A 23,880-nucleotide genomic window follows, 5' to 3' on the forward strand; every position below is an offset into this window, starting at 1 on the left:
GGGAGATCAATTCCGTCATTGCTCTTGCCCTGTTTGTGGCCTGAAAAGCAGTCGGCTGCGGATGCCCGCCCGGGCACCCGCAGCCGGCCTGCCTTTTACAGGTACTGACCGGTGTTGGCCACCGTGTCGATGGAGCGTCCGGTGTCCGCGCCCTGCTTTCCGGTGACAAGGGTGCGGATGAATACGATCCGCTCGCCCTTCTTTCCGGAAATCCTGGCCCAGTCGTCCGGGTTGGTGGTGTTCGGCAGGTCCTCGTTCTCCTTGAACTCGTCCACGCAAGCCTGGAGGAGGTGGGAGATCCGAAGGCCCTTCTGGTTCTGGTCGAGGAAGGCCTTGATGGCCATCTTCTTGGCCCGGTCCACGATGTTCTGGATCATGGCGCCGGAGTTGAAGTCCTTGAAGTACAGGACTTCCTTGTCGCCGTTGGCGTACGTGACTTCCAGGAAGCGGTTCTCTTCCGTCTCCGCGTACATCTGCTCCACCACGGACTGGATCATCGCGTGGGTGGTGCCGTCCTTGTCCCCGCCGTGTTCGGCGAGGTCGTCGGCGTGCAGCGGCAGGGAGGAGCGGAGGTACTTGGCGAAGATGTCCTTCGCCGCCTCCGCGTCCGGACGCTCGATCTTGATCTTCACGTCGAGCCGGCCGGGCCGCAGGATGGCGGGGTCGATCATGTCCTCGCGGTTGGAGGCGCCGATGACGATGACGTTCTCCAGGCCCTCCACACCGTCGATCTCGGCGAGCAGCTGCGGGACGATGGTGTTCTCCACGTCCGAGCTGACTCCGGATCCGCGGGTGCGGAAGAGGGATTCCATCTCGTCGAAGAAGACGATGACGGGGGTGCCCTCGCTCGCCTTCTCCCGGGCCCGCTGGAAGACGAGGCGAATGTGCCGCTCGGTCTCGCCGACGTACTTGTTGAGGAGCTCGGGGCCCTTGATGTTGAGGAAGTAGCTCTTCCCCGCGGGCTGGCCGGTCACCTCGGCGACCTTCTTGGCAAGGGAGTTGGCGACCGCCTTCGCGATCAGCGTCTTGCCGCATCCCGGCGGGCCGTAGAGCAGGATGCCCTTCGGTGGCCGAAGTTCGTGCTCCTTGAAGAGGTCGGGGTAGAGGTAGGGGAGTTCGACCGCGTCGCGGATCAGCTCGATCTGGTTGCCCAGACCGCCGATCTTGTCGTAGTCGACGTCCGGGACCTCTTCGAGGACGAGTTCCTCGACCTCGCTCTTCGGCACCACTTCGTATACGTAGCCGGACCTGGGTTCCAGCAGGAGCGCATCGCCGGGGCGGATGGTGATGTCCAGGAGCGGCTCGGCGAGCCTCACCACCCGTTCCTCGTCGGTGTGTCCGATCACCAGGGCGCGCTCGCCGTCCTCAAGGATCTCCTTGAGGGTGACGATGTCCCCGGCGCGCTCGAACTCCATGGCCTCGACCACGTTGAGCGCTTCGTTGAGCATGACTTCCTGGCCGCGCCTCAGGTCGTCGAGCTCGACGCTGGGGCTGACGTTCACCCGGAGCTTGCGGCCCCCGGTGAAGATGTCGGCTGTGCCGTCCTCGTTGGACTGCAGGAAGACACCGAAGCCGGCCGGCGGCTGCGCGAGCCGGTCGACTTCCTCCTTGAGGGCCACGATCTGGTCGCGGGCCTCGCGGAGCGTGTTGGCGAGCCGCTCATTCTGCGCGGACACGCCCGCCAGGCTGGTCTGCAGCTCGACGATCCGCTCTTCGAGAATCCTCGTATGACGCGGCGAGTCGGCGAGCTTACGTCGCAGGACGGCGATTTCCTGCTCTAGATAGGCAACCTGGCCGGCTGGGTCCTCAGACCCCCGCCCGGGCCGGATGCCGCGGTTGATGTCGTCGTCGTGGGCTGCCACGGTCCTCACCTCCTCCAAGGGGAGCTGGACGCTTCCTGACCCTACCTGGGCTGGTGGTGATTGAAACCCCTAGATCACAAAGACTCTGAGGTGTGTCTGATCTTCACCCTTGCGCTCTCCCTCACGCCAGGGGAATACCCACCCATCAACATCGGAAAGCGGGCGGTTGTTATCGTCGATGGGGTCAACACCCGTCAGGGCTGGCACCGATTGATTCACTCGCGCAGGAACGGCAGGCACATGAACGAGGCTCTCGAAGTCTGGATCGACCAGGACCTGTGCACGGGCGACGGCATCTGCGTCCAGTACGCCCCCGAGGTCTTCGAGCTGGACATCGACGGACTTGCGTATGTGAAGAGTTCCGAGGACGAGTTGCTGCAGTCGCCGGGGGCCACAACACCCGTGCCGCTGCCGCTGCTCCAGGACGTCGTGGACTCGGCGAAGGAGTGCCCGGGCGACTGCATTCACGTACGTCGGGTTTCGGACAGCGTCGAGGTGTACGGTCCCGACGCGGAGTGAGCGGAGGGTGACCGGGCGCTATGTCAGGTCGGTCATCGACCGGAGGTCCGGCGCCGGGCGGGCGCTCAGACGCCCATCGCGGCGGGCCCGGTCGAGCGGACGAACTTCCCGCCCCGCCAGCGCCACTTGACCTCCTGGCGCACGTCCGGCTCGAAGCGCGGCACGTCGTTCGACGAGTAGCCGAGCAGGGTCGCCGCCACCATTCCGTCCCGTACGGCGAAGTCGGCGACGTTCTGCTTCTCCTTGGGGTCCACCAGTGTCGCGACCACGCGGGGCGGCGCTCCCTTCACCACCGGCTTCGTCAGGACGTAGATGCCGCGGGGCGGGGTGCCGCCGCCTGCGTTGCAGTGCACGACCGCAACGGTCTCGGGGACGCCGTCGCCGTCGAGGTCGCCCGAGGCCTTCTTCTCCACCAGCGAGCCGATGCTCCCGCAGTCGAGCGGGAAGGTGACGGCGCCCGTGTCGGGGGCGGCCGCCGTCGTGAGGGGGGTGCCGCGCTCGCCGGGTGTCTGGGAGGCCTTGGCCGCGTCCGGTTGCAGGAAGCCCGCGATCGCGACCACGGCGGCCATCGCGGTCGCGGTGGCGATCCAGTGCACGGGACGGGTGTGGGTGTGCGCGAGCTCAGGGACGGCGGCAGTCTGCACGCGGGAGGTCTCCTGTGAAGGGCGGTGCGGGTGGTGGGGGTGGCCAGCATCGTGCCACACGTCACAGGTGGGCGGAATACCGGGGCAACAGGCTCAACGTAAAGGCGCCGCCGCCGAGTTCCCGTGTCGGTCCGGGAACTCGGCGGCGGCGCCGGTTCGTTGTACGAGGCCCAGCTTCAGGACGTGGTCAGTCCTTGTTGGGGCCCTCGTAGTCGTCGCCGTACGCGCCCTTGGCGGGGCGGCGGCGGCGCATCGGGGGTTCCACGCCGTCCGCGAGGCGGCGGGCGGTCACCAGGAAGCCGGTGTGGCCGATCATCCGGTGGTCCGGGCGGACGGCCAGGCCCTCGACGTGCCAGTTGCGGATCATCGATTCCCAGGGCTGCGGCTCGGCGAAGCAGCCGATCTCGCGGATGGACTCGACGGTGCGCGAGAGCTGGGTGGTGGTGGCCACGTAGCAGCACAGGATGCCGCCGGGAACGAGCGCCTTGGAGACGGCGTCCAGGCACTCCCAGGGAGCGAGCATGTCCAGGATCACGCGGTCGACGTCGGTGTCCGACAGGTTGTCCTGGAGGTCGCCGACGGTGAGCTGCCAGGCGGGGTGCGGGCCGCCGAAGTAGCGCTCCACGTTCTGCGTGGCGATCTCGGCGAAGTCCTCGCGGCGCTCGTAGGAGTGCAGCATTCCGTGGTCGCCGATGGCACGCAGCAGAAAGGCGCTCAGCGAGCCCGAGCCGACTCCGGCCTCGACGACGCGGGCGCCGGCGAAGATGTCGGCGAAGGCCAGGATCTGCCCCGCGTCCTTGGGGTAGACCACGGCGGCGCCGCGGGGCATGGACAGGACGAAGTCGGGGAGCAGGGGGCGCAGCGCGAGGTAGGCGACGTTTCCCGTGGTACGGACAACACTGCCCTCGGGAGCACCGATCAGCTCGTCGTGCGGGAAGGAACCCTTGTGGGTGTGGAAATTCTTCCCGGCTTCGAGCGTGAACGTGTAGTGGCGTCCCTTGGGGTCGGTGAGCTGGACCTGGTCCCCGACCTTGAAGGGCCCGCGACGGCGGGCGGCACCGGTCGGTTCGGACATACGACCAGAGTACCGGCCGTACGGGGCCGCGAACGCCACGGCAGTCGGGCCGCGGTCCTAGGAGCCGGGCCGCGCCATGGCCGCCACGAAGGCCTTTTCCACGTCGGCCGCGGACAGCACTCCGTAGATCTCGCCGGTCTCCTCGACCACCAGGTACTCGGTCGCGGGGGTGGCTCGGAGCAGGTCGAGCAGGGGCTCTCCGGCGAGTTCGGCCGGGACGCGCATGCCGTCGGTGAGGTCTTGGGCGAGGCCGCTGACGGCGACCCAGGGGCGGCGGTGTTCGGGGACGCCGACGATGGCCGCCTCGCGGACGAGGGCGGTCGGGTCGCCGTGGCCGTCGACGACGACCAGGGCTCGGGCGCCCGCCTCGTTCGCGCGGCGCAGCGCCTCGGAGAGCGGGGTGGTGGACTCGACGGGGACGGCGCGCCGGGTGAGGGTGCGGGCGCGCAGCTCGGGGAGGTGTTCGCGCAGCCGGGCCATGCGCAGGCTGTTGCCGGCGCCGGTCCAGATGATCGCGGCGAGGATGGCGGCGAGCAGCGCGTCGGTGACGGTGTCCATGCCGCTGACCTCGTCGGGCGAGTTGCCGAGCACCCCGGTCTGGGTGAGCAGCGGCAGGCCGATGAGGACGGTGACGGCGAGTGCGCGGCCGACCCAGGCGGCGGCGACCGTGCCGCTCATGGGCTTGCCGGTGATCTTCCAGACGACGGCGCGGAGCATGCGGCCGCCGTCCAGGGGCAGGCCGGGCAGCAGGTTGAAGCCGGCCACGATGAGGTTGGAGATCATCAGGCCGGCCAGCAGCACTCCGGGCACGGTGCCGGGTTCGACGGCCTTCATGCCGAGGTAGAACACGCCGGACAGGACCAGCGAGAGCAGCGGGCCGACGAAGGCGAGGACGAACTCGCGGCCCGGCGTCTCGGTCTCCTTCTCGATCTCGGAGACACCGCCGAAGAACTGGAGCTGGATGCGGCGCACCGGCAGCTTGAAGCGGAGGGCGGCGACGGTGTGGGCGAGTTCATGGACCAGTACGGAGGCGTAGAAGGCCACGGCGAAGAAGAGCGACACGAGGTAGCGGGCGGCGCCGAGTTCGGGCAGGACCCGGTCGAGCTGGCCGCCGAAGACCCAGGTGATGAGGGCGGCGACCAGGAACCAGCTGGGGGCGACGTAGACGGGCACTCCGAAGGGGCGGCCCATCAGGAGTCCGCCGCCGGGTCCGGAGCGGGGCTGCTTGCCGTTGCCCGGTCCCGGGCCGGGGGTGTTGCCCTCCGCGCCGGACTGCGGCCGTCCGCGCTCGCCGCTCTCGCCGCTGTCTTCCACGGGTTCCCTTCGTCGGTAGGATGCCTGCCCCGGGGAATCTGCCCCGGAGCCCCGGCCGGACTCGCCTCGTCGGCCGAATGTTCGCTGCATGGTGCGATGCCACGATCATGCAGGGTGAGGGCGCCTGCCGTCGATGGTATTCCGCTCGCTGTCAGTGGCGGGTCGTAGGGTCTGTGTCATGAGTACGAGCACCGGTGGGGCCGCGGCCGCACAGCAGCCAACGTCGCTGTCGCCGTCGCGGGCGAACGACTTCATGCAGTGCCCCTTGCTGTACCGATTCCGGGTGATCGACAGACTGCCCGAGAAGCCGAGTGAGGCGGCCACGCGCGGCACGCTGGTGCATGCCGTCCTTGAGCGGCTCTTCGACGATCCGGCGGCCGAGCGCACGGCGCCGCGCGCCAAGTCGATGATCCCGGGGCAGTGGGACCGGCTCCTGGAGTCGAAGCCGGAGCTGACCGAGCTGTTCGCCGAGGACGCCGAGGGCGAGCGGCTCGCCAAGTGGCTGGGCGAGGCCGAGCGTCTGGTGGAGCGGTGGTTCTCGCTGGAGGATCCGACGCGTCTGGAGCCGGTGGAGCGGGAGTTCTTCGTCGAGACCGAGCTGGATTCGGGGCTGCGGCTTCGCGGGGTCATCGACCGGGTCGACGTGGCGCCCACCGGCGAGGTGCGGATCGTCGACTACAAGACGGGCAAGGCCCCGCGGCCGGAGTACGCGGAGGGCGCGCTCTTCCAGATGAAGTTCTACGCCCTGGTGGTGTGGCGGCTGAAGCAGGTCGTGCCGCGCAGGCTTCAGCTGGTGTACCTGGGCAGCGGCGATGTGCTCACGTACGACCCGGTCGAGGCGGACCTCGTGCAGGTGGAGCGGAAGCTGCTCGCGCTGTGGGAGGCGATCCGGCTCGCCACCGAGACGGGCGACTGGCGGCCCCGTCCCACGAAGCTGTGCGGCTGGTGCGACCATCAGGCGGTCTGTCCTGAATTCGGTGGGACTCCCCCGGTATATCCGCTGTCCATCACCCCGGCGCCGGAGTCGGCAGGCTGAGTTCGAGCGGCGGTCCGTGGCCCGGGGCTTCCCGGGACGCCTGCCGCCCAGGTCCTCGCCCGGCCGCACCCACCACCCGTGAGCAGGGCAGAATGGGCCCGGTCCAGCAATCCTGATGAGGAGTACCCGTGGCGATCCGCGTCCTACTGGTCGACGACCAGCCGCTGCTGCGCACCGGCTTCCGGATGATCCTGGAGGCCGAGCAGGACATCGCGGTGGTCGGCGAGGCCGGTGACGGTCTGCAGGCCCTCGATCAGGTCCGGGCGCTGCAGCCCGATGTGGTCCTCATGGACATCCGGATGCCGCGGATGGATGGCGTCGAGGCGACCCGGCAGATCAGCGGGCCCGGCAAGGACGGCCCTGCGAAGGTGCTCGTCCTGACCACCTTCGACCTGGATGAGTACGTGGTGGAGGCGCTCAAGGCGGGAGCCAGCGGCTTCCTTCTGAAGGACGCGCCCGCCAACGAGCTGGTGCAGGCGATCCGGGTGGTGGCGGCCGGCGAGGCGATGCTGGCGCCGTCGATCACGCGGCGGCTGCTCGACAAGTACGCCGATCACCTGCCGTCCGGCGAGGAGCCGGTGCCGGACACGCTGCACACGCTGACCGACCGCGAGGTCGAGGTGCTGAAGCTCGTTGCCCGGGGGCTGTCCAACGCGGAGATCGCGGCGGATCTGTTCGTCAGCGAGACGACGGTGAAGACGCATGTGGGGCATGTGCTGACGAAGCTGGGGCTTCGGGACCGGGTGCAGGCGGCGGTCTACGCGTACGAGAGTGGGCTTGTGCGGCCCGGGGCCCAGTAGGCAGGGTGGCTCCCTGAGGTACCGGGGGCTCTGCCCCCGGACCCCCGCTCCTCAAACGCCGGAGGGGCCGATCTCCTTCGACTGCGGGCCGTGCGTGGCTGGTCGCGCCCCCAAGTTCTCGGCTTCGCTCGAACAGGGGGGACCCCCATCGTGGCGGAGCCGCGAAATGTCACGGTCTCGCGCCCCTACAAGCACCCAGTACCGCTGGCGGGGCCGCGCGATTGCGCGGCCCCGCGGCCCCCCGGGGGGGTTCCCTAGCCCTTCTTGATCTCCCAGAAGCGGAACACCGTTGACGCGTCCAGGGTCCACTCCAGGCCCGTGATGCCGGTCCGGGCCACCGCGTACTGCTTGCCCTGCCACAGCGGGAGGACGGGGAGTTCGTCGGCGACGATGTCCTGGAGCTTGGCGAAGTCGCCCTCCGTGGCCGCGCGGTCGGCAGTGCCCGCGGTCGCCGGGAGGATCTCGTCGGTGATCTGCTTGTTGGCGTAGTTGTTGGCCAGCACGTTGCCCTTGCCGAAGAACGGAAGGGTGAAGTTGTCCGGGTCCGGGTAGTCGGGGACCCAGCCCTTCACGTAGACGCCGTACTTCCCTGCCTGGATGTCCTTCTCGTACTGCTTGAACTCCACGGACTTCACGTCGGCGTCGAACAGGCCGCTCGCGTTGAGCTGGCCGGCTATCGCCTTCAACGCGTCGTCGGTGGACGGGCCGTAGCGGCTCGGCGTGGACCACAGGGTCAGCTTCACCTTGCCGGTGATGCCCGCCGAGTGCAGGGCCGCCTTCGCCTTGGCCGGCTGGGGGCTGCCGCCGTACAGGTCGAAGAGCGCGGTGTTGTGGGCCGTGATGCCGCTCGGTATGACCGAGTACAGCGGGGTCGCGGTGGAGGAGTAGACGTTGCGCACCAGGGCCTCGCGGTCGACGAGGTAGGCGATCGCCTTGCGCACCCCGACCTTGCCGAGGACCGGGTCCTGCATGTTGAAGACCAGGTCCTGGACCTCGGCGCTGGTGCCCTCTATGACGTCGATGCCCTTCTTGTCCGCCGTCGGCGAAGCCTGAAGGGCCGCGGTGTCCTTGGCGGTGAGGCCTCGGTAGACGAGGTCGACGTCGCCCTTGTTCAGGGCGGCGGCCAGGGCCTTCTGGTCGCCGTGGAAGAGCTTCAGCGTCATGCCGGAGTTCTTGGCCTTGACCGTGCCCGTGTAGGAGGAGTTGACCGAGAAGGCGGCCTTGTCCTCGCCGAAGGAGTTCAGCTTGTAGACGCCGGAGCCGACCGCCTTGCCGTCGGTGCGGAGCTTGTCGGCCGGGTATTCCTTGTGGTCGACGATCGAGCCGGCGCCGGAGGCGATCTTGCTGGGGAAGGTGGCGTCCGGGACCTTGAGGTGGAAGACGACCGTTTTCTCGTCCGGGGTCTCGACCTTGCCCAGGGTGGCGAGCATCGGCGCCGGGCCGTTGGGGTCGTTGATCTTCAGGACGCGCGCGAAGGAGTACTTGACGTCCTCGGAGGTCAGCTTGTCACCGTTGCTGAAGGTGAGGCCGGGACGCAGGGTGCAGCGGTAGACCGTGGAGCCGCCTCTGTCGAAGCTGCACGACTGGGCGGCTTCCGGCTGCGGCGTCGAGCTGCCCTTGGGGAAGCTGAGCAGCGACTGGAAGACGTTGTTGAACAGCAGCCACGAACCTGGGTCGTAGCCGGAGGCGGGGTCGGTGGCCAGGATGTCGTCGGACATCCCCATCACCACCGAACCGCCGTCGCCGGATGCGGCGTCGCCGCCCTGCTGGGTACCGCAGCCGCTCAGGAGCCCGGCCGCCACACCCGCTGCGAGCGGGGTTGTCAGCCATCGGTTCCGGATCTTCACGTGCACGTGCCTCACAGTCCTGCTTACGGAAATTACTGGCCGGCACGGAGAGATCGCGGCCGGGTCGTGCGTTACTTCTTGCCTCGCGCCAGTTCCCACAGCTGCAGGTCGGACGAGGAGTTGATGGCCCATTCGGTGCCGGTGATGTCGCTGCGGGCAGCGACGTACTGCTTGCCCTGCCACAGCGGGATGACCGGGACATCACCCGCGACGATGTCCTGGATCGACTCGAACGGCTTGGCCGCCTGGTTGCGGTCGGCGGCCACTCGCGACGCCGGGATCAGCGTGTTGCGGATGTCGTTGCTGACGTACGGGGTGTTGAGGAAGTTGTCCTTGCCGAAGAACGGGGCGACGAAGTTGTCCGGGTCGGGGAAGTCGGGGAACCAGCCGAGGCCGTAGACCGCGTACTCACCCTTCTTCTGCGCCGGACGGAACTTCGACCACTCGGTTCCCTGGATCGTAGTGCTGAAAAGCCCAGTCGCGTTCAGCTGCGAGGACAGATTCTTGAACTCGTCCTCGGTGATCGAACCGTAGTGGTCCTTGGTGTAGTTGAGGGTGAGCTTGACGGGCGTCTGGATGTTGGCGTTCTTCAGGATGGCCTGGGCCTTGGCCTTGCTGCCCTCGCCGTACTTGTTGAAGAACGAGTTCGTGTGCCCGGCGATCGAGGTCGGGATCAGCGAGTACAGCGGCTCGGCGGTCGCTCCGTACACCTTGCTCACGAGCTGGCTGCGGTCGATGGCCTGGGCCAGCGCCTGGCGCACGGCCTTGTTCTTCACCGACGGGTCCTCGGTGTTGAAGCCGAGGTAGCGGATCTCCAGGCCGGGCATCTCGACCAGGTTGATGTCCTTGCTGGGGCTGACCTGCATCTGCTGGATCTGCCCCGGCGTCATCGCGCGGGTCATCATGTCGATCTCGCCCTTGGCGAGCGCGGTGCCCATGGCTTCGGCGGTCGGGAAGGAGCGCAGCTCGACCTTGTCGTTGGCGAGCTTGACGTCGCCCTTGTAGTTCGAGTTCTTGGTGAAGGTGAACTTCACCGCCTGCTCGCCGTCCTTGACCTCGGCCTTCATCTTGTACGGCCCGGAGCCGTCCATCTCGAAGCCGTCGCGGAGCTTCTTCGGACCGTACTTGTCCTTCTGCACGATTCCCGCGGCGGGCGTCGCGAGCTTGTACGGGAAGGTGGCGTCCGGCGTCTTGAGGTGGAAGACGATCTCGGCGTCGCCCTTGGTCTCCATGGTGTCGATGTTGTCGAGGAGACCGGAGGGACCGTTGTCGTCCTTGATGTCGAGCACGCGCTGGATGGAGTACTTCACGTCGTCGGCGGTCACCTTGGTGCCGTCCGCGAATTCGAGGCCGCTGCGCAGGGTGCAGCGGTAGCTCTCGTTCTCCTTGTCGGTGAAGTTGCAGGAGGAGGCCGCGTCGGGGACCGGCAGGCCGCCGCCGCGCGGAACGTGGACCAGCGACTGCGTGGTCTGGCGCATCACGTTCCAGATGCCGGTCTCATAGGCATGCGCCGGATCGAAGGGGGCAGGGGCGTCCTTGGTTGCCACGAACTGGTCCGTGGTGCCCACGACGATGGTCTTGCCGCCGTCTCCCCCGCTCTCCGATCCGCCACACGCGGCGAGCACGGGGGCGAGCAGGCCCACCAGGGCCGGCAGCACCAAAGTCTTGCGGTTCATCCTGGACGATCTCCCTTGTCCGGCACTTTGGGGTACAGCGGTGTACGGGACACTCCGCCGCGTCCGCCCGTTCGGGGCGGGGCGATCGGGCCGGGTTTGTGCGATCGGACCTGCGGTCCCGGTCGCTTGGTGTGCGGCGGGGCAGATGAGGGTGCGGCGAAGTTCTCGGACGAGATTAGTGCGCGCCGCGCGAAAAGCTGGAACTGGCTCTGGTGCACGGGGAATCAATCGGTCCGCCGCAATACTGGCGCACCGATATCGGGGTGGCGGAATGATTCGTACACCGGATCATCAAACGGGACACAAGGGTGCGTCCAGGGGGCCCGGAGTGCCCGGATCGGGCTCCTGTCGACCCCCTGTCAGGTGACGAACGTCACCACTCGGGTCCCTTTGACAGGGTGCGAATTCGTCACGGTGGGCGTCACGGAAAATGAACGCGCGGCTGCGATGAGTTTCCGCTGCATTCAGCGGCGCACGCTCTGTGACAGGCTCTTCAGTTCATCCTGGTGATCAGGGTGCGCAGAAATGCCAGGTCGACCTCTTCGAGGGAGCCGACCACGACCCGGCCCGAGGCGGCCGCGATCGGGGCGATGGACGGCACCGCGACCACCCGGCAGCCGGCCGCCTCGGCCGCGGCCACACCGGTCGCGGTGTCCTCCACGACCGCGCACCTGGCCGGGTCGGCGCCGAGTCCGCCGGCGGCGATCAGGTAGGGGTCGGGGTGCGGCTTGGTACGGGCCACTTCGTCGCCCGCCACGGTCAGGGCGAAGTTGGACGGGCCGAGCGAGTGCACGATCTTGTCGATGATGCGGCGGTGCGAGGCGGAGACGAGGGCCGTCGGAATGTTGTGGGCGGCGAGCTCGCTCAGCAGCCGGGCGGCGCCCGGCATCAGCGGCACCCCTCGGGCGATCCGTGCCTCGAAGCGTTCGTTGAGCAGTACGGTCAGCTCGGCCAGGGTGATGTCGGCGCCGGTGGCCTCGATGAGGAAGCCCGCGCTGCGCGTCATCGGGCCGCCCACCACCACGTCCCGCCACGACTCGTCCAGGACGTGCCCGAGGGCCGCGAAGGCGTCGCGCTCGGCGTCCCACCAGAAGCCCTCGGTGTCGACGAGGGTGCCGTCCATGTCGAGAAAGACGGCCTGGAGGGCTGCACCTTCGGCTGTACGAGTCATGGCTGCGGGGACCGTACTGGTCATCGGCACACCTCCTGGAGGGACGAGAAGGCCGGTCGCCTTCCCCAGCTGGGAAAAGCGACCGGCCTTGACTGGGCCGACCAGTGTACGTCCGGCCCGCTGAACGCGCGCTGAATTATCTCCGGCGCCCTGTCATCGGGCGTTGAAGTACTTGGCTTCGGGGTGGTGGATGACGATGGCGTCGGTGGACTGCTCGGGGTGGAGCTGGAACTCCTCGGAGAGGTGCACGCCGATCCGCTCCGGTTCGAGCAGCTCGGCGATCTTCGCCCGGTCCTCCAGGTCGGGGCAGGCCCCGTAGCCGAGCGAGAAGCGCGCGCCGCGGTACTTCAGCGCGAACATGTCCTCGACGTCGGAGGGGTCCTCACCGGCGAAGCCCAGCTCGGAACGGACCCGGGCGTGCCAGTACTCGGCGAGGGCCTCGGCCAACTGGACGGACAGGCCGTGCAGTTCGAGGTAGTCGCGGTAGGCGTTGGCCTCGAAGAGCTTGGCCGTCTCCTCGCCGATCTTCGAGCCGACGGTGACGACCTGGAGGCCGACGACGTCGACCTCGCCGGAGTCCTCCGGGCGGAAGAAGTCCGCCAGGCACAGCCGCCGTCCTCGGCGCTGGCGCGGGAAGGTGAACCGGGTGCGCTCGGAGCCGTCGTCGTTCAGCAGGATCAGGTCGTCGCCCTTGGACACGCACGGGAAGTAGCCGTGGACGACGGCCGCTTCGAGCAGGCCCTCGGTGTGCAGCTTGTCGAGCCAGCCGCGCAGGTGCGGGCGGCCCTCGGTCTCCACCAGCTCCTCGTACGTCGGTCCGCCCTTGCGGGCCTCCTTCAGGCCCCACTGGCCCTTGAACAGCGCGCCTTCGTCGAGCCAGGAGGCGTATTCCTTGAGCGGGATGCCCTTGATGACGCGGGTGCCCCAGAACGGCGGGGTGGGGATGGGGTTGTCGGTGGCCACGTCGGAGCGCACCGAGCCCTGCGGCTCCTCCACCTCCAGGACGGCGGCCGTGTCCCTCTTCGGCACCCGGCGCTGCTTGAGTTCCGGGAGGACGGCGCCGGGCACGCCGCGCTTGACGCCGATCAGGGCGTCCATGAGGCGCAGGCCCTCGAAGGCGTCGCGGGCGTAGCGGACCTCGCCCTCGTAGATCTCGTGCAGGTCCTGCTCGACATAGGCCCGGGTCAGGGCCGCGCCGCCGAGGATGACCGGGTACTCGGCGGCCAGCTTGCGCTGGTTGAGCTCCTCCAGGTTCTCCTTCATGATCACGGTGGATTTGACCAGGAGGCCGGACATGCCGATGACGTCGGCGCGGTGTTCCTGGGCGGCTTCCAGGATCGCGGAGACCGGCTGCTTGATGCCGAGGTTGACGACGTTGTAGCCGTTGTTGGACAGGATGATGTCGACGAGGTTCTTGCCGATGTCGTGGACGTCACCGCGCACGGTGGCCAGCACGATGGTGCCCTTGCCCTCCGCGTCCGACTTCTCCATGTGCGGCTCCAGGTGGGCGACCGCGCTCTTCATGACCTCGGCGGACTGGAGCACGAACGGCAGCTGCATCTGGCCGGAGCCGAACAGCTCGCCGACCACCTTCATGCCTTCGAGCAGGGTGTTGTTGACGATGTCGAGGGCGGGCGTGGTCTGGAGCGCCTCGTCGAGGTCGGCTTCCAGGCCGTTCTTCTCGCCGTCGATGATGCGGCGCTGGAGGCGCTCGTCCAGCGGCAGGGCGAGGAGTTCCTCGGCCTTGCCCGCCTTCATCGACTTCATCGTGGCGCCCTCGAACAGCTCCATGAGCTTCTGGAGGGGGTCGTAGCCCTCGGCGCGGCGGTCGTAGATCAGGTCGAGGGCGACCTTGACCTGCTCCTCCTCCAGCCGGGCGATCGGCAGGATCTTCGAGGCGTGCACGATCGCCGAATCGAGCCCGGCCTTCACGCACTCGTCCAGGAAGACGGAGTTGAGGACGACGCGGGCGGCCGGGTTCAGGCCGAAGGAGATGTTGGACAGGCCCAGCGTGGTCTGCACGTCCGGGTGGCGGCGCTTGAGCTCGCGGATCGCCTCGATGGTGGCGATGCCGTCGCCGCGCGATTCTTCCTGGCCGGTGCAGATCGTGAAGGTCAGCGCGTCGATGAGGATGTCCGACTCGTGCACCCCCCAGTTGCCGGTCAGATCGGCGATGAGCCGCTCGGCGATGGCGACCTTCGTCTCGACGGTGCGGGCCTGGCCCTCCTCGTCGATGGTCAGCGCGATCAGCGCCGCCCCGTGCTCGACCGCCAGAGCGGTGACCTTCGCGAACCGGGACTCGGGCCCGTCGCCGTCCTCGTAGTTGACCGAGTTGATGACCGCGCGGCCGCCGAGCTTCTCCAACCCGGCCTGCAGGACCGGGAGTTCCGTCGAGTCCAGAACGATGGGGAGGGTGGAGGCGGTCGCGAAACGCCCGGCCAGCTCGGCCATGTCGGCCACGCCGTCGCGGCCCACGTAGTCGACGCAGAGGTCGAGCATGTGGGCGCCCTCGCGGATCTGGTCGCGGGCCATCTCCACACAGTCGTCCCAGCGGCCCTCCAGCATGGCCTCACGGAACTTCTTCGACCCGTTCGCGTTCGTCCGCTCACCGATCGCCAGGTAGGAGGTGTCCTGGCGGAACGGCACCGTCTGGTAGAGGGAGGCGGCGCCCGGCTCCGGGCGCGGGTGACGCTCGCCCGGGGCGGTCCCGCGGACCCGGTCGACGACCTGGCGCAGGTGCTCCGGTGTCGTACCGCAGCAGCCGCCCACCAGGGACAGGCCGTAGTCGCGGACGAAGTTCTCCTGCGCGTCGGCCAGACCCTCGGGGCCGAGCGGGAAGTGCGCGCCGTCCCGGGTGAGGACGGGCAGGCCGGCGTTGGGCATGCAGAGCAGCGGAATGCGGGAGTGCCGGGTGAGGTAGCGCAGGTGCTCGCTCATCTCGGCGGGGCCGGTCGAGCAGTTCAGACCGATCATGTCGACGCCGAGCGGCTCAAGGGCGGTCAGCGCGGCGCCGATCTCGGAGCCGAGGAGCATCGTGCCGGTCGTCTCGAAGGCGAGGGAGACCAGGAGCGGCAGGTCCGCCCCGGTCGCCTCCATCGCCCGGCGGGCACCCAGGATCGCGGACTTGGTCTGGAGCAGGTCCTGGGTGGTCTCCACGATCAGCGCGTCCGCGCCGCCCGCGATCAGGCCCTCGGCGTTCGCCTGGAAGCCGTCGCGCAGCGTGGGGTAGCCGATGTGGCCGAGCGTCGGCAGCTTCGTACCGGGGCCGATCGAGCCGAGCACCCAGCGCTGCTGTCCGGTCGAGGCGGTGAATTCGTCGGCGACCTCGCGGGCGATGCGGGCGCCGGCCTGCGACAGCTCGTGCACCCGCTCCGGGATGTCGTACTCGCTCATCGCGGTGTGGTTGGCGCCGAACGTGTTGGTCTCGACGCAGTCCACGCCGACCGAGAAGTACGCCTCGTGGACCGAGCGCACGATGTCGGGCCGGGTCACGTTCAGGACCTCGTTGCAGCCCTCTAGGTCCTGGAAGTCCTCCAGGGTGGGATCCTGCGCCTGCAGCATGGTGCCCATCGCACCGTCGGCCACCACCACCCGGGAGGCCAGTGCCTCACGAAGGGCGTCGATACGGGTCCGGCTGTCAGCGGAAGGGGTCGGCAACAAGGCCATGGATGTGCTCCCTGGAGTGCGACGGCTGTCGGCTTTGCGCCTTCCGGAGGGAGGGCGCACGCGGCCAGCCTAACCGGGCGCCCCCGGGCGGCGCGCGGGTGTATCAGGGGGCGGACGGCGAGGGCGGGGCCGGACGGCGGTGTCCTGAAGTGTGGGGAGGGGCAGCACTCACCGTGACACGAGGTCGGCAACGGCCGATACTGTTCAGCATTGTCGAACCAGTCGATTTCAGAGCCGGCCGCTTCAGCGGCGACAGCCGGTTCAGCAGTGCCCGAAAGGGAGGGAGCGCGATGGCGCGCAACATCCAGTCGCTCGAACGGGCGGCCGCCATGCTGCGACTGCTCGCCGGGGGCGAGCGGCGGCTCGGCCTGTCCGAGGTGGCCTCCGCACTGGGCCTTGCCAAGGGCACCGCACACGGCATCCTGCGCACCCTGCAGGCCGAGGGCTTCGTGGAGCAGGACCCGGCCTCGGGCCGCTACCAGCTGGGCGCCGAGCTGCTCCGCCTGGGCAACAGCTACCTGGACGTCCACGAGCTGCGGGCGCGCGCCCTGGTATGGACGGACGACCTGGCGCGGTCCAGCGGCGAGAGCGTGTACGTGGGGGTGCTCCACCAGCAGGGCGTGCTGATCATGCACCACGTCTTCCGGCCCGACGACAGCCGCCAGGTGCTCGAAGTGGGCGCCATGCAGCCGCTGCACTCCACGGCCCTGGGCAAGGTGCTCTCCGCGTACGACCCGGTGGCCCACACCGAGGCCGTGGACAACATGCACGAGGCGTTCACGCCCCACACGGTCACCGCGCCCGAGAACTTCGAGGGGCTGCTCGACGTGACCCGTGCGCGCGGCTGGGGCTCGGACATCGAGGAGACCTGGGAGGGCGTCGCCTCGGTGGCGGCCCCGATCCACGACCGGCGCCGGATGCCGGTCGGCGCGGTGGGCGTCACGGGCGCCGTGGAGCGGGTCTGCAAGGACGGCGAGGTGCGGCCCGAGCTGGTGGCCGCCGTACGCGACTGCGCCCGCGCGGTCTCGCGGGACCTGGGCGCCGGCCGCTTCTAGGGCGCGGCGCCGGGCGCTCCGGAGCCCCTTCGCAGGTCAGAACCGGGCCGGAGCAGCTCGCGCCATACCACTACATGATCTTGATCCCTGAACCGGGTCCATGTTTGGTGGTTCGCACCACCTGGTAACGATCAGGGATTCCAGTCACAGAAGTATTGACGTCCCGTTAACCCGGGGGCAAAACTGCCGTTCAGCGGTCGGCATTGTCGAACACCTACCGGCAATACGAGTTAGAGTGTGACAACGCCATGGGCCGGACAGCCCTCAGCCATTGAGGGCGCGGATCACCGGAGGGACCCGGTGCTCCGCTTGTTGGGATTTCCCCCTGGACGAAGGACAAAGGAGTCGCGGGTGTCCAGCCACGACATCTTCACCGGCGAGATCATTGGTACCGCCGTTCTCACCCTGCTGGGCGGTGGCGTGTGCGCCGCCGTCACGTTGAAGCGCTCGAAGGCGCGGAACGCCGGCTGGCTCGCGATCACCTTCGGGTGGGGCTTCGCCGTGCTGACCGCCGCCTACATCTCGGCCCCGCTCTCGGGCGCCCACCTCAACCCCGCGGTGACCCTGGGTCTCGCGATCGAGGGCGGCACCAAGTGGAGCGACGTCCCCGTGTACCTCGGCGGACAGATCCTCGGCGCCATGCTCGGCGCGGTCCTCGTGTGGCTCGCCTACTACGGCCAGTTCCACGCGCACCTCACCGACCCCGAGATCGTGGGCGACGGCAAGGCGATCGAGGCCCGCGAGCACGAGGCGGGGCCGGTGCTCGGCGTCTTCTCGACCGGCCCGGAGATCCGCAACGTGGTCCAGAACGTGGTCACGGAGGTCATCGCCACCATCATTCTGGTCCTCGCGATCCTGACGCAGGGCCTCAACGGCGACGGCAAGGGGCTCGGCGTCATCGGTGTCCTGATCACCGCACTCGTCGTGGTCGGCATCGGTCTCTCGCTCGGCGGTCCGACCGGCTACGCCATCAACCCGGTCCGCGACCTCGGCCCGCGCATCGTGCACTCCCTGCTGCCGCTGCCCAACAAGGGCGGTTCGGACTGGAGCTACGCCTGGATCCCGGTCGTCGGCCCGCTGATCGGCGGCGCGATCGCCGGTGGCATCTACAACATCGCCTTCGCCTGAGACACGACGCGACCCCTTCGGACCTACCGGGAGCACCCCATGAGCGACACGCACAGCACCGGCCCGTTCATCGCGGCCATCGACCAGGGCACCACCTCCAGCCGCTGCATCGTCTTCGACAAGGACGGCCGGATCGTCTCGGTCGACCAGAAGGAGCACGAGCAGATCTTCCCGAAGCCGGGCTGGGTCGAGCACGACGCCGCCGAGATCTGGACCAACGTCCAGGAAGTCGTGGCCGGCGCGATCGAGAAGGCGGGCATCACCGCCGCCGACGTCAAGGCGATCGGCATCACCAACCAGCGTGAGACCACGCTGATGTGGGACAAGAACACCGGCGAGCCCGTGCACAACGCGCTGGTCTGGCAGGACACCCGTACCGACGCGCTCTGCAAGGAGCTCGGCCGCAACGTCGGCCAGGACCGCTTCCGCCGCGAGACCGGCCTGCCGCTCGCGTCGTACTTCGCCGGTCCGAAGGTCCGCTGGCTGCTCGACAACGTCGAGGGCCTGCGCGAGCGCGCCGAGCGCGGCGACATCCTCTTCGGCACCATGGACTCCTGGGTCATCTGGAACCTGACCGGTGGCACCGACGGCGGTGTGCACGTCACGGACGTCACCAACGCCTCGCGCACGCTGCTCATGAACCTGCACGACATGGCGTGGGACGAGAAGATCCTCTCGTCCATCGACATCCCGGCGGCCGTGCTGCCCGAGATCCGCTCCTCCGCCGAGGTGTACGGACACGCCAAGGGCGGCGTCCTGGACGGCATCCCCGTCGCCTCCGCGCTCGGCGACCAGCAGGCGGCCCTGTTCGGCCAGACCTGCTTCTCCGAGGGCGAGGCCAAGTCCACTTACGGCACCGGCACCTTCATGCTGATGAACACCGGTGACAAGCCCGTCAACTCCTACAACGGCCTGCTGACGACGGTCGGTTACCAGATCGGCGACCAGAAGCCGGTCTACGCCCTCGAAGGCTCCATCGCCGTCACCGGCTCGCTCGTCCAGTGGATGCGCGACCAGATGGGCATGATCAAGACCGCGGCCGAGATCGAGACGCTCGCGTCGAGTGTCGAGGACAACGGCGGCGCCTACTTCGTGCCGGCCTTCTCCGGCCTGTTCGCCCCGTACTGGCGCTCCGACGCCCGTGGTGTGATCGCCGGCCTCACCCGGTACGTCACCAAGGCGCACATCGCGCGCGCCGTCCTTGAGGCCACCGCCTGGCAGACCCGCGAGATCACCGACGCCATGACGAAGGACTCGGGCGTCGAGCTGACCGCGCTGAAGGTCGACGGCGGCATGACCTCCAACAACCTGCTGATGCAGACCCTCTCGGACTTCCTGGACGCGCCGGTCGTGCGTCCGATGGTCGCCGAGACGACCTGCCTCGGCGCCGCCTACGCCGCCGGTCTGGCCGTCGGCTTCTGGCCGGACACCGACGCGCTGCGCGCCAACTGGCGCCGGGCGGCGGAATGGACCCCTCGCATGGACGCCGACAAGCGTGACAGCGAGTACAAGAACTGGCTCAAGGCCGTAGAGCGGACCATGGGCTGGATCGAGGACGAGGAGTAATCGACATGACCACCCTGCAGAGCGTCCCTGCCCTCGGGACGCACCCGGCCTCCGGCTCCCACCCGAGCCGCGCCGAGACTCGGGAGCAACTGTCCAAGGCGACGTACGACCTCCTGGTCATCGGCGGCGGCATCCTGGGCATCTCCACCGCCTGGCACGCCGCGCAGTCCGGTCTGCGGGTGGCCCTGGTGGACGCCGGTGACTTCGCCGGCGCCACCTCCTCCGCCTCCTCCAAGCTGCTCCACGGCGGTCTGCGCTACCTGCAGACCGGCGCGGTGAAGCTGGTCGCGGAGAACCACTTCGAGCGGCGTGCGGTGTCCCGTCAGGTGGCCCCGCACCTCGCCAACCCGCTCACGTTCTACCTGCCCGTGTACAAGGGCGGCCCGCACGGCGCCGCCAAGCTGGGTGCCGGCGTCTTCGCCTACTCGGCCCTGTCCGCCTTCGGCGACGGCGTCGGCCACCTGCTCTCCCCCGCGAAGGCCGCGGCGGACGTGCCGGAGCTGCGTACGGACAACCTGAAGGCCGTGGCCGTGTACGGCGACGACCAGATGAACGACGCCCGCATGGCGCTGATGACGGTCCGCGCTGCCGTCGAGGCCGGCGCGGTCGTCCTCAACCACGCCGAGGTCACCGGCCTGCGCTTCACCCGGGGCCGGGTCACGGGCGCCGACCTCAAGGACCGCATGGACGGTGAGGAGTTCGGCGTCGACGCCCGCCTCGTCCTGAACGCGACCGGCCCCTGGGTCGACCACCTGCGCAAGATGGAGGACCCGAACTCGGCTCCCTCCATACGTCTTTCGAAGGGCGCGCACCTGGTCCTCAAGCGCACCGCCCCCTGGAAGGCCGCGCTCGCGACCCCCATCGACAAGTACCGCATCACCTTCGCCCTCCCCTGGGAGGACATGCTCCTGCTCGGCACCACCGACGAGGAGTTCGAGGGCGACCCGGCGGACGTCCGCGTCACCGAGGCGGACACCGCGCAGATCCTCGACGAGGCCGCGTTCTCGATCCGCGACCAGCAGCTGTCGCGCGACCTGATCACGTACTCCTTCGCCGGTCTGCGGGTGCTGCCCGGCGGTCCGGGCGACACCTCCAAGGCCAAGCGCGAGACGGTCGTCACCGAGGGCCGCGGCGGCATGCTGTCGGTGGCCGGCGGCAAGTGGACGACGTTCCGCCACATCGGCCGTACGGTGATGAAGAAGCTGGAGCAGCTGCCGGGCCACCCGCTCGGCGACGACTTCGAGCCCATCTCGCAGCTCCCCGGCAAGATGCCTCTGCCCGGCATAGCCAACCCGCGCGCCGTCGCCCACCGCCTGATGGTGGACGGCCCGGCGCCCGGCCCGCGCATGGCGGCCGACACCGCCAAGCACCTGGCCACGCACTACGGTTCGCTGTCCTTCGACATCGCGCGCCTGGCCAACGACGACGCGACCCTCGCCGAGCGCATCCACCCGGACGCGCCGGAGATCTGGGCGCAGGTCGTGTACGCCCGCGACCACGAGTGGGCCGAGACGGCGGACGACGTGCTGCGCCGCCGTACGACCCTGACGATTCGGGGTCTGGCCACGGACGAGATCCGCGACAAGGTCGACAACCTGCTGCAGAAGAAGAACTGACGACTCGTCAGCCGCATGCTCAAGGGGCGGCCCCCTCTCCGGGGGTCGCCCCTTCGGCATGCGGTTCGGGCCCTCCGGGGGATCGCGGCGAGTGCGGAACGCGCATAATGGGGGCCGATACATCGGATGTATGGAGGTCGCCCATGGCTGTCACCGACGAGGCCATCGAGAAGATCAAGGAAATGATCGTCTCCGGTGCGCTGCGCCCGGGCGACCGGCTCCCCAAGGAGAGCGAACTGGCGGCGGAGCTGGGCCTGTCCCGCAACTCCCTGCGCGAGGCGGTGCGGGCGCTGTCCCTGATCCGCATCCTGGACGTCCGCCAAGGCGACGGCACCTATGTCACCAGCCTGGACCCGCAGTTGCTGCTTGAGGCGATGAGCTTCGTCGTCGATTTCCACCGCGACGACACGGTCCTGGAGTTCCTCGCGGTACGGCGCATTCTGGAGCCGGCCGCGACGGCGATGGCGGTGGCGCGGATCAGCGATGCCGAACTCGACGCGCTTTCGGCCCAGTTGGACGCCCTGGGGGACTCGCCCTCCGTGGAGGAACTGGTGGCGTCCGACCTCGAATTCCACCGGGGCATCGTGGCGGGGTCGGGGAATTCGGTGCTGTGCTCGCTCCTCGACGGGCTGTCCGGCCCGACGACCCGGGCCCGCATCTGGCGGGGCCTGACTCAGGAGGACGCGGTGAGCCGCACCCTGCACGAGCACCGGGCCATCCTCGCGGCGCTGCGGGACCGGGACGCGGAGGCGGCGCGGTCCTGGGCGACGGTGCACATCGCCAGCGTGGAGCAGTGGCTCAGGTCAACGCTGTAGCCCGGGAGGCGGGTTCCCGGGGGCAGTGCCCCCGGGAACCCGGGCACCCGGCGTGTGTGTCAGTGCTTCCTCGGCTCCTCGGCGTTGCGCCAGACCTTGAGGTCGAGGGTGATGTACTTGCTCGGGTCGTTCGTACCGGACTTGCCGCGGTACGTCGCCACCGCGATGTGGCCCGCGTCGCTGAGCACGCAGATCTCCGACCCGTCCGTGAGCTGGTCGAGGCCGATCTTCTCGGTGTAACGGGTTTCGGCGCGGCAGGTCTCCAGCGAACCCTTCTCCGAGTTGTTCAGGACGACCAGCTTGCCGTTGTCGGTCCCGACCTTCGTGTCCCCGAAGAGGGTGTCCATGTAGAAGTACAGGTCGCCGTGGTTGTACGACACGCCGGCGCTGCCGCCGGTGCCGGGGCGCGGCGGGTTGTCGGCCAGCATGAGCTGGTAATTGGCGGTCAGGTTGATGCCCTGGTACGAGACCGGGGTGGGATCGGCGGGCTTCTGGTTCTTACCGCTGGATCCGCCGCTCTGGGTTCCGCTGCCGGCGGCCTTGCTCGCACCCCCGGCTCTGCTTCCACCCGTGGCACGTGAGCTGCTCTTGCCCTTGTCGCCGGAGCCGTTCGGCAGCAGGGAAACGATGACCACGATGCCGATCACCGCCGCAACGACGGACCCGGCGACGATCAGCCCTGTCCGCTTGCGCTTCGGCGCGGCGGGCGGGTAGCCGGGGTGGCGGGAGGGCGCCGGGGCGGGGTAGCCGGGCCCGTACCCGGGCGGCGGCGTCTGGTAACCCGGCTGGGTCTGGTACCCGGGCGGCGGCGTCTGGTAACCCGGCTGGGTCTGGTACCCGGGCGGCGGCGTCTGATAGCCGGGATGGCCGGACGGCACCGCGCCCGGGGCGGCGGGGGCGGCGGGACCGTTCGGTGCGTGCGTCGGCGCGGCGGGGGCGCTCTGCGTCGGCGCGGCGGCTACGCCGAGACCGGTCGGGGCGTACGGGGACGCGCCCTGCGTCGGAGGCTGTGGGGAGACTTCGGTCGGCGTCGGGGCCACGGCGGGCCGCGGCGGCGGGGTCTTCGCCGGTTCGGGCAGCCGGAGACGCTCCGTGATGGAACCGGCGACCTCCTGGGGCAGCCAGTCCTCACCCTGGCGGAGCGGGGCGGGCGAGAGGTCGTGGCACAGCTGGATGACCTCGGTCAGGGTGGGCCGGTCCGCCGGGTCGCGGCTGAGGCACCGCGTCACCAGGGGCCGCAGTTCCTCCGGCAGCGCGCTGAGGTCGGGTTCCTCGTGCACGATGCGGTACAGCACGGCGTGCGAGGACCCCTCACCGTACGCGGGCGCCCCGATGGCCGCGTACGCCAGGATCTGGCCGAGGGCGAAGATGTCGGTGCCGGGGGTGACCGTGCCGGCGGAGGCCTGCTCGGGCGCCATGAACGCGGGCGTGCCGACGCTGACGCCGTGCCCGGTCAGGGAAGTGGCGTCCGCCGCGCGGGCGATGCCGAAGTCGATCACGCGGGGACCGTCTGCGGCGAGGAGTACGTTCGCGGGCTTCAGGTCACGGTGGACGATGCCCGCGCCGTGGATGACGTGCAGCGCCTCGGCGACTCCGACGGCAAGGAGCAGCACGCTGCGCAGCGGCAGCCGCCCGTGCCGGGCCACCGCGTGCGCGAGGGAGGGGCCGGGTACGTAGGCCGTGGCCAGCCAGGGCTGGGTGCCCTCGGTGTCGAAGTCGATGACGGGCGCGGTGTAGAGGCCCTGCACCCGTTGCGCCGCCTTCACCTCCTGCTGGAAGCGCCGCCGGAACTCGGGGTCCTCGCTGAACTCGGGCCTGATCACCTTGAGCGCGATCGGCCGCCCGCCCGGGGTGTAGGTGAGGTACACCTTGCCCATGCCGCCCGCGCCCAGCACGGCCGTCAGACGGTAACCGCCCACCGTGGCCGGGTCGTCGGGCCCCAGGGGCTGGAAAAGGTCGGTGGAAGGTGCGCTCATGAAAATTCGTCCCCTGTCACGGCAGTTCGGCCCGCCGATGCCCCGAAGCCAACCGCGAGAGGGTATCCAACTTCCCGCCCCACCCCCATCCCGACCGCTCGCGCAGTTCCCCGC

Annotated in this window: 17 protein-coding genes; 8 read left to right on the forward strand and 9 right to left on the reverse strand. The window is 69.2% G+C overall.

What is annotated here, in order from left to right:
- Nucleotides 1-95: 95 nt before the first annotated feature.
- The gene (gene arc, locus ACWC2B_RS21335) at nt 96-1,862 is read right to left on the reverse strand and encodes a proteasome ATPase (protein WP_450718786.1); all 1,767 of its coding nucleotides are present in this window, start codon (nt 1,860-1,862) and stop codon (nt 96-98) included.
- A 240-nt stretch (nt 1,863-2,102) separates the two neighbouring features.
- On the opposite strand from arc, the gene ACWC2B_RS21340 reads away from it, so the two are divergent.
- Nucleotides 2,103-2,381, forward strand: coding sequence for a ferredoxin (locus tag ACWC2B_RS21340; protein ID WP_450718788.1), 279 nt, complete (start codon nt 2,103-2,105; stop codon nt 2,379-2,381).
- A 65-nt stretch (nt 2,382-2,446) separates the two neighbouring features.
- On the opposite strand, the gene ACWC2B_RS21345 is transcribed toward ACWC2B_RS21340, so the two are convergent.
- The 3 genes from ACWC2B_RS21345 to ACWC2B_RS21355 all read right to left on the reverse strand — a co-directional run bounded on the left by ACWC2B_RS21345 (nt 2,447) and on the right by ACWC2B_RS21355 (nt 5,414).
- A complete protein-coding gene (locus ACWC2B_RS21345; protein ID WP_450718790.1) occupies nt 2,447-3,025 on the reverse strand; it encodes a hypothetical protein in 579 nt (192 codons plus the stop codon).
- 187 nt (nt 3,026-3,212) lie between these two features.
- Nucleotides 3,213-4,100, reverse strand: a complete 888-nt coding sequence (locus tag ACWC2B_RS21350) for a tRNA (adenine-N1)-methyltransferase (protein ID WP_053723500.1) — start codon at nt 4,098-4,100, stop codon at nt 3,213-3,215.
- Between the two features lie 57 nt (nt 4,101-4,157).
- Nucleotides 4,158-5,414, reverse strand: a complete 1,257-nt coding sequence (locus tag ACWC2B_RS21355; protein WP_450718792.1) for a site-2 protease family protein — start codon at nt 5,412-5,414, stop codon at nt 4,158-4,160.
- Between the two features lie 178 nt (nt 5,415-5,592).
- Here ACWC2B_RS21355 and ACWC2B_RS21360 point away from each other — a divergent pair, with 178 nt between their 5' ends.
- Nucleotides 5,593-6,450 (forward strand): RecB family exonuclease, encoded by an 858-nt coding sequence (locus tag ACWC2B_RS21360; RefSeq protein ID WP_386041200.1) that lies wholly within the window; start codon nt 5,593-5,595, stop codon nt 6,448-6,450.
- Between the two features lie 128 nt (nt 6,451-6,578).
- A complete protein-coding gene (locus ACWC2B_RS21365) occupies nt 6,579-7,250 on the forward strand; it encodes a response regulator (protein WP_053723497.1) in 672 nt (223 codons plus the stop codon).
- Nucleotides 7,251-7,504: 254 nt separating this feature from the next.
- Here ACWC2B_RS21365 and ACWC2B_RS21370 read toward each other — a convergent pair whose 3' ends face one another.
- From ACWC2B_RS21370 to metH, 4 genes are all read right to left on the reverse strand, one after another.
- The gene (locus ACWC2B_RS21370) at nt 7,505-9,097 is read right to left on the reverse strand and encodes an ABC transporter substrate-binding protein (RefSeq protein WP_450718931.1); all 1,593 of its coding nucleotides are present in this window, start codon (nt 9,095-9,097) and stop codon (nt 7,505-7,507) included.
- 71 nt (nt 9,098-9,168) lie between these two features.
- Complete coding sequence (locus tag ACWC2B_RS21375) at nt 9,169-10,773, reverse strand: ABC transporter substrate-binding protein (RefSeq protein WP_450718795.1); 1,605 nt, start codon at nt 10,771-10,773, stop codon at nt 9,169-9,171.
- Between the two features lie 493 nt (nt 10,774-11,266).
- Nucleotides 11,267-11,968, reverse strand: a complete 702-nt coding sequence (locus ACWC2B_RS21380) for an HAD family hydrolase (protein ID WP_450718797.1) — start codon at nt 11,966-11,968, stop codon at nt 11,267-11,269.
- Nucleotides 11,969-12,097: 129 nt separating this feature from the next.
- The gene (metH, locus tag ACWC2B_RS21385; RefSeq protein WP_450718799.1) at nt 12,098-15,610 is read right to left on the reverse strand and encodes a methionine synthase; all 3,513 of its coding nucleotides are present in this window, start codon (nt 15,608-15,610) and stop codon (nt 12,098-12,100) included.
- A gap of 290 nt (nt 15,611-15,900) precedes the next feature.
- Here metH and ACWC2B_RS21390 point away from each other — a divergent pair, with 290 nt between their 5' ends.
- The 5 genes from ACWC2B_RS21390 (at nt 15,901) to ACWC2B_RS21410 (ending at nt 21,790) form a co-directional block, all read left to right on the forward strand.
- Nucleotides 15,901-16,665 (forward strand): IclR family transcriptional regulator, encoded by a 765-nt coding sequence (locus ACWC2B_RS21390; RefSeq protein WP_450718801.1) that lies wholly within the window; start codon nt 15,901-15,903, stop codon nt 16,663-16,665.
- Nucleotides 16,666-17,016: 351 nt separating this feature from the next.
- A complete protein-coding gene (locus ACWC2B_RS21395) occupies nt 17,017-17,793 on the forward strand; it encodes an MIP/aquaporin family protein (protein WP_450718803.1) in 777 nt (258 codons plus the stop codon).
- 39 nt (nt 17,794-17,832) lie between these two features.
- Nucleotides 17,833-19,359, forward strand: a complete 1,527-nt coding sequence (gene glpK / locus ACWC2B_RS21400) for a glycerol kinase GlpK (RefSeq protein ID WP_450718805.1) — start codon at nt 17,833-17,835, stop codon at nt 19,357-19,359.
- A 5-nt stretch (nt 19,360-19,364) separates the two neighbouring features.
- The gene (locus ACWC2B_RS21405) at nt 19,365-20,975 is read left to right on the forward strand and encodes an FAD-dependent oxidoreductase (protein ID WP_450718807.1); all 1,611 of its coding nucleotides are present in this window, start codon (nt 19,365-19,367) and stop codon (nt 20,973-20,975) included.
- A 143-nt stretch (nt 20,976-21,118) separates the two neighbouring features.
- Nucleotides 21,119-21,790: a FadR/GntR family transcriptional regulator gene (locus ACWC2B_RS21410; protein ID WP_450718809.1), complete on the forward strand. Its 672-nt coding sequence runs from the start codon at nt 21,119-21,121 to the stop codon at nt 21,788-21,790.
- 59 nt (nt 21,791-21,849) lie between these two features.
- Here ACWC2B_RS21410 and ACWC2B_RS21415 read toward each other — a convergent pair whose 3' ends face one another.
- A complete protein-coding gene (locus tag ACWC2B_RS21415) occupies nt 21,850-23,766 on the reverse strand; it encodes a serine/threonine protein kinase (protein WP_450718811.1) in 1,917 nt (638 codons plus the stop codon).
- Nucleotides 23,767-23,880: the final 114 nt, after the last annotated feature.

The organism is Streptomyces sp. NPDC001415, assembly GCF_053597395.1.

Bases quoted from the DNA above. Each gene is read 5' to 3' on its own strand.
- ACWC2B_RS21340 (WP_450718788.1), top strand. From the start codon at position 2,103: ATGAACGAGGCTCTCGAAGTCTGGATCGACCAGGACCTGTGCACGGGC.
- ACWC2B_RS21360 (WP_386041200.1), top strand. From the start codon at position 5,593: ATGAGTACGAGCACCGGTGGGGCCGCGGCCGCACAGCAGCCAACGTCG.
- glpK (WP_450718805.1), top strand. From the start codon at position 17,833: ATGAGCGACACGCACAGCACCGGCCCGTTCATCGCGGCCATCGACCAG.
- ACWC2B_RS21375 (WP_450718795.1), bottom strand. From the start codon at position 10,773: ATGAACCGCAAGACTTTGGTGCTGCCGGCCCTGGTGGGCCTGCTCGCC.
- ACWC2B_RS21350 (WP_053723500.1), bottom strand. From the start codon at position 4,100: ATGTCCGAACCGACCGGTGCCGCCCGCCGTCGCGGGCCCTTCAAGGTC.
- ACWC2B_RS21410 (WP_450718809.1), top strand. From the start codon at position 21,119: ATGGCTGTCACCGACGAGGCCATCGAGAAGATCAAGGAAATGATCGTC.
- ACWC2B_RS21380 (WP_450718797.1), bottom strand. From the start codon at position 11,968: ATGACCAGTACGGTCCCCGCAGCCATGACTCGTACAGCCGAAGGTGCA.
- ACWC2B_RS21405 (WP_450718807.1), top strand. From the start codon at position 19,365: ATGACCACCCTGCAGAGCGTCCCTGCCCTCGGGACGCACCCGGCCTCC.
- ACWC2B_RS21415 (WP_450718811.1), bottom strand. From the start codon at position 23,766: ATGAGCGCACCTTCCACCGACCTTTTCCAGCCCCTGGGGCCCGACGAC.
- ACWC2B_RS21390 (WP_450718801.1), top strand. From the start codon at position 15,901: ATGGCGCGCAACATCCAGTCGCTCGAACGGGCGGCCGCCATGCTGCGA.
- metH (WP_450718799.1), bottom strand. From the start codon at position 15,610: ATGGCCTTGTTGCCGACCCCTTCCGCTGACAGCCGGACCCGTATCGAC.